General features: G+C 70.1%; 12 protein-coding genes and 1 pseudogene. 10 read left to right on the forward strand and 3 right to left on the reverse strand.

Features of this window, described 5'->3' with window-relative positions; translation table 11 throughout:
- Positions 1 to 114 precede the first annotated feature (114 nt).
- From AC5P09_RS25295 to ilvD, 3 genes are all read left to right on the forward strand, one after another.
- Entirely contained in the window at positions 115 to 939 is an 825-nt protein-coding gene (locus AC5P09_RS25295; RefSeq protein WP_266435691.1) for a sugar phosphate isomerase/epimerase family protein, read from the forward strand.
- Positions 936 to 1,541, forward strand: a complete 606-nt coding sequence (locus tag AC5P09_RS25300) for a TetR/AcrR family transcriptional regulator (RefSeq protein WP_307676525.1) — start codon at positions 936 to 938, stop codon at positions 1,539 to 1,541. The genes AC5P09_RS25295 and AC5P09_RS25300 overlap by 4 nt, the downstream gene beginning before the upstream one ends.
- Positions 1,542 to 1,716: 175 nt before the next feature.
- The gene (gene ilvD / locus AC5P09_RS25305) at positions 1,717 to 3,570 is read left to right on the forward strand and encodes a dihydroxy-acid dehydratase (RefSeq protein WP_493876061.1); all 1,854 of its coding nucleotides are present in this window, start codon (positions 1,717 to 1,719) and stop codon (positions 3,568 to 3,570) included.
- A gap of 66 nt (positions 3,571 to 3,636) precedes the next feature.
- On the opposite strand, the gene AC5P09_RS25310 is transcribed toward ilvD, so the two are convergent.
- Complete coding sequence (locus tag AC5P09_RS25310) at positions 3,637 to 5,727, reverse strand: serine/threonine-protein kinase (RefSeq protein ID WP_493876062.1); 2,091 nt, start codon at positions 5,725 to 5,727, stop codon at positions 3,637 to 3,639.
- A gap of 182 nt (positions 5,728 to 5,909) precedes the next feature.
- Between AC5P09_RS25310 and AC5P09_RS25315 the strand changes: the two genes are divergently transcribed.
- The 4 genes and pseudogenes from AC5P09_RS25315 to AC5P09_RS25330 all read left to right on the forward strand — a co-directional run bounded on the left by AC5P09_RS25315 (position 5,910) and on the right by AC5P09_RS25330 (position 7,981).
- Positions 5,910 to 6,239: an SH3 domain-containing protein gene (locus tag AC5P09_RS25315; protein ID WP_493876063.1), complete on the forward strand. Its 330-nt coding sequence runs from the start codon at positions 5,910 to 5,912 to the stop codon at positions 6,237 to 6,239.
- 85 nt (positions 6,240 to 6,324) lie between these two features.
- Positions 6,325 to 6,609 carry a peptidase gene (locus AC5P09_RS25320; RefSeq protein ID WP_493876074.1) on the forward strand — a complete coding sequence of 95 codons (285 nt, stop codon included), beginning with the start codon at positions 6,325 to 6,327 and terminating at the stop codon, positions 6,607 to 6,609.
- 42 nt (positions 6,610 to 6,651) lie between these two features.
- A pseudogene (locus tag AC5P09_RS25325) lies at positions 6,652 to 7,151 on the forward strand (EamA/RhaT family transporter).
- 62 nt (positions 7,152 to 7,213) lie between these two features.
- Positions 7,214 to 7,981 (forward strand): class I SAM-dependent methyltransferase, encoded by a 768-nt coding sequence (locus AC5P09_RS25330; protein WP_493876064.1) that lies wholly within the window; start codon positions 7,214 to 7,216, stop codon positions 7,979 to 7,981.
- Positions 7,982 to 8,059: 78 nt separating this feature from the next.
- Here AC5P09_RS25330 and AC5P09_RS25335 read toward each other — a convergent pair whose 3' ends face one another.
- Positions 8,060 to 9,490, reverse strand: coding sequence for a SulP family inorganic anion transporter (locus tag AC5P09_RS25335; protein WP_493876065.1), 1,431 nt, complete (start codon positions 9,488 to 9,490; stop codon positions 8,060 to 8,062).
- Positions 9,491 to 9,717: 227 nt separating this feature from the next.
- Between AC5P09_RS25335 and AC5P09_RS25340 the strand changes: the two genes are divergently transcribed.
- The 3 genes from AC5P09_RS25340 (at position 9,718) to proC (ending at position 12,398) form a co-directional block, all read left to right on the forward strand.
- A complete protein-coding gene (locus AC5P09_RS25340) occupies positions 9,718 to 10,530 on the forward strand; it encodes an ABC transporter ATP-binding protein (protein ID WP_493876075.1) in 813 nt (270 codons plus the stop codon).
- The gene (locus AC5P09_RS25345; RefSeq protein WP_266435669.1) at positions 10,527 to 11,318 is read left to right on the forward strand and encodes an ABC transporter permease; all 792 of its coding nucleotides are present in this window, start codon (positions 10,527 to 10,529) and stop codon (positions 11,316 to 11,318) included. Before AC5P09_RS25340 ends, AC5P09_RS25345 begins: the two co-directional genes overlap by 4 nt.
- A 270-nt stretch (positions 11,319 to 11,588) precedes the next feature.
- Positions 11,589 to 12,398 carry a pyrroline-5-carboxylate reductase gene (gene proC / locus AC5P09_RS25350; RefSeq protein ID WP_493876066.1) on the forward strand — a complete coding sequence of 270 codons (810 nt, stop codon included), beginning with the start codon at positions 11,589 to 11,591 and terminating at the stop codon, positions 12,396 to 12,398.
- A gap of 39 nt (positions 12,399 to 12,437) precedes the next feature.
- Here proC and trpS read toward each other — a convergent pair whose 3' ends face one another.
- Positions 12,438 to 13,478 (reverse strand): tryptophan--tRNA ligase, encoded by a 1,041-nt coding sequence (gene trpS / locus AC5P09_RS25355; RefSeq protein WP_493876067.1) that lies wholly within the window; start codon positions 13,476 to 13,478, stop codon positions 12,438 to 12,440.
- Between the last annotated feature and the right edge of the window lie 540 nt (positions 13,479 to 14,018).

The raw sequence follows: 14,018 nt of genomic DNA on the forward strand, positions 1-14,018 counted from the left end.
TATCGATCTGCGGCACCGCCGTGGTGCGCGAGCAACCCGCCCGCCCGTGGCGAACCCCACAACGGCGAATAGGCACCCCACACCCACCCGACCGCACCCCGTAATCTGTCCCCCATGGCAGAGCCAGTCGTACGCATCCCGGATGCGAAGGTCGCCCTGTCCACGGCCTCCGTCTATCCGGAGTCGACTGCGACCGCCTTCGAGATCGCCGCGCGCCTCGGGTACGACGGCGTCGAGGTCATGGTGTGGACCGACCCCGTCAGTCAGGACATCGAGGCGCTGCGCAGACTCAGCGACTACCACCGCATCCCCATCCTCGCGGTGCACGCCCCCTGCCTGCTCATCACGCAGCGCGTGTGGTCCACCGACCCCTGGACCAAGCTCCAGCGCGCCCAGGCGGCCGCCGAGAAGCTCGGCGCGAGCACGGTCGTCGTGCACCCGCCGTTCCGCTGGCAGCGCCAGTACGCCCGCGACTTCGTCAGCGGGATCTGGCGCATGGCGAACGAGACGGACGTACGGTTCGCCGTCGAGAACATGTACCCCTGGCGCTACCGCGACCGCGAGATGCTCGCCTACGCGCCCGACTGGGACGTGACGAAGGAGGACTACCGTCACTTCACGATCGATCTCAGTCATGCGGCCACGGCCCGTTCCGACGCCATCCAGATGATCGACCGCATGGCCGACCGGCTCGGCCATGTCCACCTCGCCGACGGCCGGGGTTCGGCGAAGGACGAGCACCTCGTCCCCGGCCGCGGCACCCAGCCCTGCGCCGAGGTGCTGGAACGTCTCGCCCTGACCGGCTTCGACGGCCATGTCGTCATCGAGGTCAACACCCGGCGCGCGATGTCCGGCGCCGAACGGGAGGCCGACCTCGCCGAGGCGCTGGCCTTCACGCGCCTGCACCTGGCCTCGGCGGTGAAGGTGACCCGCCCGTGACCGACGTCACCGCCCGCAGGCGGGGCCGCCGCCGTCGTACGGAATCGGCCGACACCCGTGACCGCATCCTGGCCGTGGCCCGGGAGGAGTTCTCCGAGCGGGGCTACGAGCAGACGTCCGTGCGCGGCATCGCCAAGGCGGCCGGCGTCGACTCGGCCCTGGTCCACCACTACTTCGGCACCAAGGAAAAGGTCTTCGAGGCGGCCATCGAGGTCGCCCTCGCCCCCGCCCTCAACGGGCGTGACGTGGCCCTCGCCGGCCCGGCGGACACCGTCGGCGAGCGTCTGACCCGCATGTTCTTCGGTCTCTGGGAGAACCCGGTGACCCGGACGCCGCTGCTCGCGATCGTCCGTTCGGCGGTGACCAACGACACCGCGGCCGCCGTCTTCCGCCGCCTGGTCTCCGTGCAGCTGCTGCTCCGCATCGCGGGCGAACTCGACGCCCCGGACGCGGAACTGCGCGCCGAGCTGGCGGCGGCGCAGCTGGTCGGCATCGCCATGCTCCGGTACGTGATCAAGGTGGAGCCGCTGGCGTCGGCGGAGGTGGAGGCGATCATCGCGCGGGTGGCGCCGGTGGTGCAGGGGCATCTGACGAGTCCGTAGCGGCTGTGGGCGGCTGTGAGTGGGTGGGAGCGGCTGTGAGTGGCTGGGAGCGGCTGTGAGACGCGCGTCCCGCATTCCGGACGACCTGTCCGCCCCCTGGATGACCGGCGTACGCTCGTTAGCAGTCAGAAGTCTCTGATCGCAGTCTCTGCAGTCCCTGAAGGAGCGAGCGACGATGCCCGAGCTGAGGTCCCGCACAGTCACCCACGGACGCAACATGGCGGGCGCCCGCGCCCTTATGCGCGCCTCCGGTGTACCCGGTGCGGACATCGGCCGCAAGCCGATCATCGCGGTCGCGAACAGCTTCACGGAGTTCGTCCCCGGCCACACCCACCTGCAGCCGGTCGGCCGGATCGTGAGCGAGGCGATCATCGAGGCCGGCGGCATCCCGCGTGAGTTCAACACCATCGCGGTGGACGACGGCATCGCGATGGGTCACGGAGGAATGCTGTACTCCCTGCCCTCCCGCGACCTGATCGCGGACAGCGTGGAGTACATGGTCGAGGCGCACTGCGCCGACGCCATCGTCTGCATCTCCAACTGCGACAAGATCACCCCGGGCATGCTGAACGCGGCCCTGCGGCTGAACATCCCCACGGTCTTCGTCTCCGGCGGCCCGATGGAGTCCGGCCGCGCCACCCTGGTCGACGGCACGGTCCGCACGCTCGACCTGGTCGACGCGATGTCCGAGGCCGCCAACGACAAGATCTCGGACGAGGACATCCTCCGTATCGAGGAGAACGCCTGCCCGACCTGCGGCAGCTGTTCCGGCATGTTCACGGCCAACTCGATGAACTGCCTCACCGAGGCCATCGGCCTCTCCCTCCCCGGCAACGGCTCGGTCCTGGCCACGCACACGGCCCGCAAGCAGCTGTACGTCGATGCCGCACGCACGGTCATGGACATCACCCGGCGCTACTACGAGCAGGACGACGAGACGGTCCTGCCCCGCAACATCGCCACCATCGCGGCCTTCGAGAACGCGATGGCCCTGGACATCGCCATGGGCGGCTCGACCAACACGATCCTGCACCTGCTGGCGGCAGCCCAGGAGGCGGGCGTCCCCTTCGGCCTGGAGGAGATCAACGAGGTCTCGCGCCGCGTGCCCTGCCTCGCCAAGGTCGCCCCGAACGTCGCGAAGGACCGCACGTACTACATGGAGGACGTGCACCGCGCCGGCGGCATCCCCGCCCTCCTCGGCGAACTGCACCGCGCGGGCCTGCTGAACGAGGACGTCCACTCGGTCCACAGCCCCTCCCTCGCGGACTGGCTGAAGAGGTGGGACGTCCGGGGCGGCTCCCCGTCCCCCGAGGCCCTGGAACTGTGGCACGCGGCCCCCGGCTGCGTCCGTTCCGCCGAGGCCTTCTCCCAGTCGGAGCGCTGGGAGGCCCTGGACGAGGACGCCGAGGGCGGCTGCATCCGGAGCGCCGAGCACGCGTACTCGAAGGACGGCGGCCTGGCGGTCCTCAGGGGCAACCTCGCCGTCGACGGCTGCGTGGTGAAGACGGCCGGTGTCGACGAGTCGATCTGGACGTTCGAGGGCCCCGCGGTCGTCTGCGAGTCGCAGGAAGAGGCCGTCGAGAAGATCCTCACCAAGCAGGTCACGGACGGCGACGTCGTCGTCATCCGCTACGAGGGCCCCAAGGGCGGCCCCGGCATGCAGGAGATGCTCTACCCGACGTCCTACCTCAAGGGCCGCGGCCTCGGTAAGACCTGCGCCCTGATCACCGACGGCCGCTTCTCCGGCGGCACCTCGGGCCTGTCCATCGGCCACGCCTCCCCGGAGGCGGCGTCCGGCGGCACGATCGCTCTCGTCGAGAACGGCGACCGCATCCGCATCGACATCCCGAACCGCACGATCGAACTCCTCGTCGACGACACCGAACTGGCCCGCCGCGAGCAGGCCCTGAACGGCGTCTACGCCCCGAAGAACCGCGAGCGCAAGGTCTCGGCCGCGCTGCGGGCGTACGCGGCGATGGCCACGAGCGCGGACAAGGGCGCGGTGCGGGACGTGAGCATGCTGGGCTGAGGTTCGTCTTCAGGGGCCGTCTCTTTGGGGGCGGCCCCTTTTTTGTGCCGTGCCTCTGCCGTGCCTCTACCAGGCGGACGGGTTCTTCGCGGGGACGGCGAAGACGGTGCCGTCGGGGGCGGTTGCGTAGATGTGGTGGTGGGCGAGTACGGGTGCGGACAGGGCGCCGGCGATCTGGTCCGAGTTCGTGTCGAGCCGCGGGGGCGTCTGCCCGAGAAGCCTGCCGTCCGCGGCGTCCACGGCGAGCAGCCGCCCGTCGGGCGCGGTGAAGTACACGTGCCTGTCGTCGGCCACCGGCGCGGAGCCTCTGGTCACGGCCGTTTCCAGGCTCCACCGCTGCTTGCCGGCGGCCATGTCGACGGCCACCAACGAGCCGCCTGTCCCCATCAGGTACACGAGGTTCCCGCGTACGGCGCCTTGGGCCTGCTGCAGCGGGACGGCCAGCGTCACCCGCCGTGAGGTCCCGTCGTCCGGGTCGTAGCGGACCACGGCTGTCGTGTCGTCGTAGACGGCGTCGGCGGCGACGAAGAAGACCGACCCGTCCGCGGTGCCGACAGGCTCCAGCATCCCCTGCAGCCGCTTGTCCCACCGCACGTCACCCGTGTCCGGGTCGACCGCGATGACCCGTGTGCTCGTCCCGTCGTCGGACCTGCTCGTGGCGTAAGCCAGCGGGTCTCCGGCGAAGGAGACGAAGAACGGCGCCTCGTGCCCGGGGATCCGTCGGCTCCACTTCGTGTCGCCCGAGGCGGCGTCGAGGCCCGTGACCGTGGAGTCGGCGCCGGTGACGAGAAGCATTCCGCTCGTGTGCGCCAGCCCGCTGTACGAGGACATGCTCTGTTGCCAACGCGCCTTGCCGGAAACGGGATCGAGTGCCTCCAGATGCTGGCCCAGATCCAGCGCGGGTTGGACGAGTCCCCCCGACACGACTGGCTGCCGGGCGCGCGCCCCGGCGACGGCGTGTCGCCACAGCAGGCGGCCGTCGGACGGATCGAGGGCGAAGACCAGGCCGGTCTGCCCGCAGAGCAACTTCCCGTTGCCGTAGGTGCATTGGGGCGTGCCCTTCCCGGGCGACCCCGTCGCCTCCCATGGGCCGAACCCGGCTGAGGTGGTGCGCGGTGGGCTGCTGCTTCCTGGCGCCGCGCTGCCGCCGTCCAGCAGCTGGACCGAGGTCAGTGCCACGACCGCCGCGAGGCCCAGCGCCCCGGCAGCGAGCGCCGCCCATCTGGCCCGGCGCTTCGCAGGCCGCAGTGCGGGCTTCTCGGCGCGCGGCTCCGGCCCGGGCAGGCCCTCCGACCGCTGCGCCGGTATGAACACCTGCGTGTCGTACGAGGCCGCCACCGACCGCAGTTCCCGCATCAACTCGTCGGGCGTGGGCCGGTCCTCGGGCTCCTTGGCCAGACACCGCAGCACCAGCGGCGCGAGATTCTCCGGTACGCCGGTCAGGTCCGGCTCGTCATGAACGACCTGATAGGCGACGACATACGGACTGTCGGAGTCGAACGGACCCCGCCCCGTGGCCGCGTGCACCATCACGGATCCCAGCGCGAAGACGTCGGCGGCGGGCCCGACCTCCCGCGGCCGCCGGAACTGCTCGGGCGCCATGAACGGCGGCGTCCCGATCAACTTCCCGGTCTCGGTCCGCAGTTCACTGTCCTTTGGCCGAGAAATGCCGAAGTCGATGACCTTTGGCCCGTCCTCGGCGAGCAGCACGTTGCTCGGCTTGAGATCCCGGTGCACCACGCCGACCCGATGGATGTCGCGCAGCGCCTCGGCCAGCCCGGCCATCAGGCGGCGCAACTCGGCAGGGCTCATGGCCCCGTTCCGCTTCACGTGTTCGGACAGGGTCGGCCCGGGGATGAACAGGGTGGCCATCCAGGGCCGTTCGGCCTCCGAGTCGGCGTCGACGACGGACGCGGTGAACGCACCACTGACCTTCCGCGCGGCCGCCACCTCCTGCCGGAACCGCCCCCTGAACTCGGGATCCTTGGCGAACTCGGCATGCACGACCTTCACCGCGAGCTTCATCCCCGAGGTGCTCCGAGCGAGGTGCACGACGCCCATGCCCCCGGAGCCCAGACACGACTCCAGGCGGTAGTGACCGGCGTACTCGGGAAGTTCCGCTTCCGCGCCCGCCCCAGTGTTGCGCTGTGGCGCCATGCGACCACCCCCGTGCTCTTCGTTCGCGCGCGCGACGCACGGAGCCTAGTCGATGACTCGTGCGAGACAGAGGGGGCTTGCTAGCTTCTCTGTGTGAGTCGCGTACGCGTGTTTCGTGGCGCGATTCAGGGGAATCAACGGGACTCCATGGCAGTCATGGGGGCGAACGGGGGAGGTCTTTCATGTCTGTTGACGGCATCGAAGTGGCAGAGGGCGAAGACGAGACGGAAGCCGTCGCCGCGGCGGCGGTCACGACCACGGCCCTGCGCTACTACTCGATCGCGCCGGGGGTCCGTCTGAACGTCCGCAGCGGCCCCGGCACCAACTACACCATCGTCCGCATCCTGGCCGAGGGTGCGAAGGTCCCGATCTTCTGCCAGTCGCCGGGCACCACGATCACGGGCCCGTACGGCACGTCGAACATCTGGGACAACATCGACAACGGCGAGTACGTCTCGGACGCGTACGTGAACACCGGCAGCGACGGCTATATCCGCCCGCGCTGCTCCTGATCCCGCCACCATTACCCAGAGAACATTCATGACACCCCTGAGACGAAGATCCGTCCTGCTCGCGGGGCTCACCGGGGCCTTTCTCATGGTGGGCGCAGCCACAGCGCAGTCCGTGACGACCGTGCGCTACTACCCTGTCGCTCCGGACGTCCGGCTGAACGTCCGCAGTGGCCCCGGCACGACGTACGGCATCGTCCGCGTCCTGCCCGCGGGCGCCCAAGTCCCCATCTGGTGCCAGACACCGGGCCAGACGGTCACCGGCCCGTACGGCACGTCGAACATCTGGGACAACATCGACAGCGGCCAGTACGTCTCGGATGCGTACGTGAACACCGGCAGCGACGGCTACGTCGCCTCACGCTGCGCCTGATCCCCACCGGAGCCCGCGGCCGCCCGGCGCCATAATCGTCGAGTGATCGACGAACAAGGCACCCCGTCCGCGGGCTCCCCAGGCACCCCCCACCCCGACCCCCTCCGCCTCTTCGGCACCACCTGGGTCACCCACGACAACGGCTACGCCCTCCGCCGCATCGCCGCCTCCATCGGTTCCCTGGCCGCCGCGATCGCCTCCTGTCTGGTCCTCCGCTTCGCCTACGAGGGCCTCCAGATCGCCGACACCGGCAGCTTCGTGACCGTTCTCGTCGTCGCGATGTTCGCCATCTGCAGCGCCTCGCCTTCCGCCACACCTGGGACGGTTTCACCCAGCGCCCCGACCCCGACCGCCAGGCCTCCCTCCGCGGCCTCCTGGCCATCGGTTTCGTCGGCTCCCTCCTCGCCTACTTCTTCCGCTCCCTCACCGAGGCCCCCGGCGAGAAACTCCACCGCGAGGAGTACGAGGCGGCCCTCGACCGGCACGAGAAGCGCACGACCCGCCGCACCCGCAACCCGTCGAAGAAGCGCCGCCGCGCATAGACCGCGCCCCCTCTCACCAAAAACTCACCGCACTGAGCCCCGACCCCGGTCACGATGGCCCTATGACGGCCTCCTCCCACGCCACCCGAGCGCAGTCCTTCAACGCAGCCGCAGCCCAGTACGCAGCCAACCGCCCCTCCTACCCGCCCGCTCTCTTCGACGCGATCGAGGACCTGGCCGGCCACCCCCTCACCGGCGCCCGCGTCGCGGACATCGGCGCCGGCACCGGCATCGCGACCGCCCTCCTGCACGCGCGCGGCGCCGACGTGGTCGCCGTGGAGCCCGGCGACGGCATGGCGGCCCAGTTCCGCCGAGCCCACCCCGACATCCCGATCATCCGGGGCGACGGCAACACCCTCCCCTTGGTCACGTCCTCCGCCGACTTCCTCACCTACGCCCAGTCCTGGCACTGGACCGACCCCGCCCAGGCCGTCCCGGAGGCCCTCCGCGTCCTGCGCCCGGGCGGCGCGCTCGCCCTGTGGTGGAACACCGAGGCCCTCGACGTGCCGTGGATCGCCGAGACCGCCGACCGCATCGACCGGTACTTCAACGTGAACGTCCAGGCCGAGAAGCGAGGCGTCAACGCCCGTGTCGCCGATCCCACCGGCCGCCTCGACTTCGTCCGCCGCGAGGTCCGCTGGAGCCGCCGCGTCCCCATCGACACCCACCTCGCCAACATCGGCAGCCACTCGATCTTCCTGGTCCAGGGCGAGGAGGCAGCCGCAGCCTTCCTCGCCGAGGAGCGGGACCACCTGACGAGGGCCTTCCCGGACGGAATCGTCGAGGAGGTCTACGACGTGATCCTGCTGGTGGCCACCACTCCCGCCTGACCACCCCGCACCACAGACCACAGACCACAGACCACAGACCACAGCCCACAGACCACAGCCCACAGACCACAGCCAGGCCTACGACACTCTCTTCCCGCTCACCACCAACCCCTCCCCCCGCCTGGCGGCCCAACCCTCCAGGGCCGCCGCGCACGCATGATCCATGTGCCGCAGCCCGCCCAGCTCCAACCGCACCTCCCGATCCCGCGGCAACGCCTCCAACGCGTCGAGCAGCTTCGGCAACCGCAGGAACGTCGCATGACCCAGCACCCGTACGACGATCCCCGCATCCCCCTGCTCCTCGGTCTCCACCTGCACATGGCTGATGTCCCACGCGGTCTTCGCCACTGCCACCGCCAGCCCCACCAGCACCCCCTCGAACAGACTCCCTGCCACGATCGCCACCACCGTCACCCCCAGCACGGCCACCTCCCCGCGATGCCCGCGCCACAGCGCCCGCACCTCCCGCACCGGCACGAGCCTGCATCCGGCGTACACCAGCAGCCCGGCCAGCGCCGCCACCGGAATCACCCCCAGCGCGCCGGGCAGCAGCGCCGTGAACACCAGCAGCCACACTCCGTGCAGCACCCGCGAGGCCTTCGTACACGCCCCCGCCCGCACGTTCGCCGCGCTCCGCACGATCACCGCGGTCATCGGCAGCGCTCCCAGCACTCCGCACACGGCGTTCCCCGCGCCCTGCGCGATCAACTCCCGGTCGTAGTCCGTCCGCGCCCCCGAATGCAGCCGGTCCACGGCAGCCGCGCCGAACAACGACTCCGCGGACGCGATCAAAGCGAACGCGACGACGGTCCCGATCACCCCCACTTCCATCAGCCGCCCGAAATCCGCTCCCTCCGGCACCCGCACCGCATCGACCAGCCCCCGCACCTCGACCCGCCGCACATCCAGGTCGAAAACCCCGGTCACCAAGGCCGCCGACGCCACCGCCACCAGCGGCGCAGGCACCACCCGCGCCCCCTGCCGCCACCGAGGCCACAGGAGCAATACGGCAATGGTGGCACCCCCCACTGACAACGCCACCGGATTCATTCGCCCCGGCAGCGACACCAGCCCGGCAAGTTTCCCGAGCCCGCTCGCCGGCACCGCCGCGTCACCCAGCGCATACACCTGGGCGGCCACCAGCACGAGCCCGATCCCGGCGAGCATCCCCAGCACGACGGCCGCGGACACGGCCCGCAACCACCGCCCGAGCCGCAGCGCCCCCAGCCCGAGCTGCACCAGCCCGGCCCCGAGCACCAGCACTCCGAGCACCTCGACGCCGTACCTCTGCACGGCCTCGTACACGAGCACGGTCAACCCCGCCGCCGGCCCGCTGACCTGCAGACTGCTGGGCAACGCCCCTGCGACCAGTCCGCCGACGATCCCGGTGACCAGCCCCAGTTCGGCGGGTACTCCGGAGGCGATGGCGATCCCCACGCACAGAGGCAAGGCCACGAGGAACACAACGAGGGACGCGAACAGATCGGCCTTGCCTACGCCGCGGCGCATCGCAACCGCACCTCCGCTGGCTGACGCACGTGCTCGGCATATGACCTCGCACTGAAATCAATTCTCGGGACGGCGAGTTGATCGCGCACCCGGTTCCCGTGGTCATCCGGGGCATTCAGGGGCGCACGGGTCGGATCACCCGCCTCTGATCACTCCGCCGCGCGCCTGAGCCACCCGACGCACGCCGCTTGACGGCGTCCGTCGACGAGAGCAATATTCATCGTGTGATGATTATAAATCTCGACTCAGCCGGCGGAGGAACGGCCCCTAGGGACGCCGCCACCGCCGTACACGCCGAAAACCTCACCGTCGTCCGCGGCCCGCGCACCGTCCTACGCGGCCTCGACTTCACCGTCCCGCGCGGCCAGATCACCGGCCTGCTCGGCCCTTCGGGTTGCGGCAAGTCCACCCTCATGCGCGCGATCGTCGGCACCCAGGCCAAGGTCACCGGCACCCTCGACGTCCTCGGCAGCCCCGCCGGCCACCCCACCCTCCGCACCCGCATCGGCTACGTCACCCAAGCCCCCTCCGTCTACGACGACCTGACCGTCCGCCAGAACCTCGACTACTTCGCCGCGATCCTTGCCCCCGGCCGCGCCTCCGCCGACCGACGCCACCAGGACGTCACCCGCGCGATCGCCGACGTCGACCTCACCACCCACGCCGACGCCCTCGCCGGCAACCTCTCCGGCGGCCAACGAAGCCGCGTCTCCCTCGCGGTCGCCCTCCTCGGCACCCCCGAACTCCTGGTCCTCGACGAGCCCACCGTCGGCCTCGACCCCGTCCTGCGCCGCGACCTGTGGAACCTCTTCCACGACATCGCGGCACAGCGAGACGCGACGCTGCTGATCTCCTCCCACGTCATGGACGAGGCCGAGCGCTGCCACCGCCTCCTCCTGATGCGTGAGGGCGAGATCCTCGCCGACGACACCCCGGACGCCCTCCGCACCCGTACGCACTCCGAGACGGTCGAGGCCGCCTTCCTGCACCTCGTCGACGAGGCCGCCGCAGCCGGCCGCCGGAAGGAGACGAACCGATGAGTACGACGACCAGCACCGCGCCCCCGACCACCCCAGCGCCCACCAGCGCCCTGAACGCCTCCCGCACCCTCGCCACCGCAGCCCGGGTCCTGCGCCAGCTCCGCCACGACCCGCGCTCGATCGCGATGATGATCCTCATACCCTGCGTGATGCTGTTCCTGCTGCGCTACGTCTTCGACGGCAGCCCGCGCACCTTCGACAGCATCGGCGCCTCCCTCCTCGGGATCTTCCCGCTGATCACGATGTTCCTGGTCACCTCCATCGCCACCCTGCGCGAACGCACCTCCGGCACCCTCGAACGCCTCCTCGCCATGCCCCTCGGCAAAGGCGACCTCATCGCCGGCTACGCCCTCGCCTTCGGCACCCTCGCGATCATCCAGTCCGCCCTCGCGACGGGCCTGGCCCTCTGGTTCCTCGACCTGGACGTCACCGGCAGCCCCTGGCTCCTCCTCCTGGTGGCCCTCCTCGACGCCCTGCTCGGCACCGCCCTCGGCCTCTTCGTCTCGGCCTTCGCCGCGTCCGAGTTCCAGGCCGTCCAGTTCATGCCGGCGGTGATCTTCCCCCAACTCCTCCTCTGCGGCCTCTTCACTCCTCGCGACAACATGCACCCCGCCCTGGAGGCCATCTCCGACGTCCTCCCCATGTCCTACGCGGTCGACGGCATGAAGGAGGTCCTTCACCACACGGACATGACAGCCGCCTTCGTACGCGACGCACTGATCGTCGCGGGCTGCGCACTCCTGGTCCTGGGCCTGGGCGCGGCGACACTACGACGCCGGACGGCATGACCCCTTCCAGCGCCGCCCGCACCCCTCAGCCCGTCCGGCGTTTGAGGACAAGGCACGTTCAGGGCCGACGGGGGTCCAGGGGGCGGAGCACCCTGGCGGGGTCGAAGGGGCAGCGCCCCTGGGGGATGGGACGGGTGGGGGCGGCGGGGGCGAGAAAACCCCACACCAACCGAACACCCAACATCCCGCCCACCGGACACTCGAGCCAGGCCGACAAACCCGGTGCGAGGATGAACCCCGGACGACGCACCCCCGGAGGGCACCCCAGCCATGACCCAGAAAGTCGCAGTCCTCGGCACCGGCAAGATCGGCGAAGCCCTGCTCAGCGGAATGATCCGCGCCGGCTGGGCCCCGGCCGACCTCCTGGTCACCGCCCGCCGCCCCGAGCGGGCCGAAGAACTCCGCACCCGCTACGGAGTCATCCCGGTCACCAACCCGGAAGCCGCCAAGACCGCCGACACCCTGATCCTCACGGTCAAACCGCAGGACATGGGCACCCTCCTCGACGAACTCGCCCCACACGTCCCCGCCGACCGCCTCGTGATCAGCGGCGCCGCAGGAATCCCCACCTCCTTCTTCGAGGAACGCCTCGCCAAAGGCACCCCGGTCGTCCGCGTCATGACGAACACCCCCGCCCTCGTCGACGAGGCCATGTCCGTCATCTCCGCCGGCACCCACGCCACCGCCGACCACCTCGCCCACACCGAGGAGATCTTCGGCGCCGTCGGCAAGACGCTCCGCGTCCCCGAGTCCCAGCAGGACGCCTGCACCGCCCTCTCCGGCTCCGGCCCGGCCTACTTCTTCTACCTCGTCGAAGCCATGACGGACGCCGGCATCCTGCTCGGCCTGCCCCGCGACAAGGCCCACGACCTGATCGTCCAGTCCGCGATCGGCGCCGCCACCATGCTCCGCGACAGCGGCGAACACCCGGTCAAGCTCCGCGAGAACGTCACCTCCCCCGCGGGCACGACCATCAGCGCCATCCGCGAACTCGAGAACCACGGCGTACGAGCCGCCCTCATCGCCGCCCTCGAAGCCGCCCGCGACCGCAGCCGCGAACTGGCCTCCGGCAACAGCTGACGCCGTGCGGCCCCCGACCAGGGGGCCGCACGCCACCCCTCACCGCGCGCCGGCCCCGCCCGTCACGGTCTCCGCAACAGCCGCGCCCGCCGGCAACAGCCCGATCGCCCGATATGCGGCATCGACAGTCGGCCGCGCCATCGCCCGAGCCCGCTCGGCCCCATCCCGCAGCACCCCCTCCACAAAGCCAGGATCCGCGCACAACTCCTTGTGCCTCTCCTGCACGGGCCTGAGTACCTCGACCACCGCCTCCGCGGTGTCCTTCTTCAAGGCGCCGTACGACTCATATACACCGCTCAGGTCCGATGGGTTCCCACCCGTGCAAGCCGCCAGGATCTCCAGCAGATTGGCCACCCCAGGCCGCGCCTCCCGGTCGTACACGACCTCCCGCCCACTGTCGGTCACGGAGCGCAGCACCTTCTTCCGTACGGCGTCCGGCTCGTCCAGCAGATAGACGATCCCCGGCCCGGTGTCGTCGCTCTTCCCCATCTTCGACAGCGGCTCCTGCAGATTCATCACTCGAGCCGCCACCGCCGGACGCGTCGCCCGAGGCACCACGAAGGTGTGCCCGTACCGCTGGTTGAACCGCACCGCCAGGTCCCGCGTCAGCTCCACATGCTGAACCTGATCGTCCCCGACCGGCACCTCGTCGGCCCCGTACGTAAGGATGTCCGCCGCCATCAGCACGGGATACGTCAGCAGGGACAGCCGCACACTCCCGCCCCGCGCCTGCTCCCGCCCGGCCTTCTCCTTGTACTGGATCATCCGCCGCATCTCACCGTCCGTGGCCAAGCACTCCAGCAGATACGACAGCCGCGCGTGCTCATCCACGTGACTCTGTACGAAGACGGTGCACAGGTGCGGATCCAGCCCCGCCGCCAGCAACAACGTCGCCGCCTGCCGACTCAGCCGACGCACCCGCGCCGGATCGTGGTCAACGGTCAGCGCATGCAGATCGACGATGCAGAACAGCGCTTCCGCCTCGTGCTGATCGACGGCGGCCCACCGCCGCATGGCGCCCAGGTAGTTCCCCAACGTCAGGTGCCCGGTCGGCTTGACCCCGCTGAAGACCCGTGTCATCTCTACTCCACCTCCTGGTCGAGGCCGCCGTCCCGGCCGGCCGACCCTCAGGAGTTCCGGAGGGAGAAACAAGAACGGCCGCCGAGGCGGCGGCCGTTGAGTGCATACGTGAGCACGGCCGCCGTCAGGCGGCCCACCACAGCTGGGTGCACGTACGCGTAGTCATGCGGCCCACAGTACGCCGCCAGGGCACCGTCCGGACCGAAGTTGACACACCCCGACCCGCTACGTACTGTTCTCCGAGTTGTCCGACGTGAGCGCCGACTCCGGTCGGTCCCCGGACAGCCATTCCGCAAGTACCAGCCGACACTCGACGACAGTGTTCTGCCGTCGCGCCATTGGCATGCGTATTAGCGAAATGAGGAATCCGCGTTCGAATGAACGCAGCCCCCGATTAGCGTCGGGAGCCGGGAATCCGCTAAAGTCTCACTCGTCGGAACGGCCCAAGGGCCGCGATGACAAGCCCCTCTGACTGGGAATCAGGCCCGAAAGGATCTGATAGAGTCGGAACCGCCGGAAAGGGAAACGCGAGAGCGGGAA

The sequence above is a fragment of the Streptomyces sp. a15 genome (assembly GCF_059026085.1).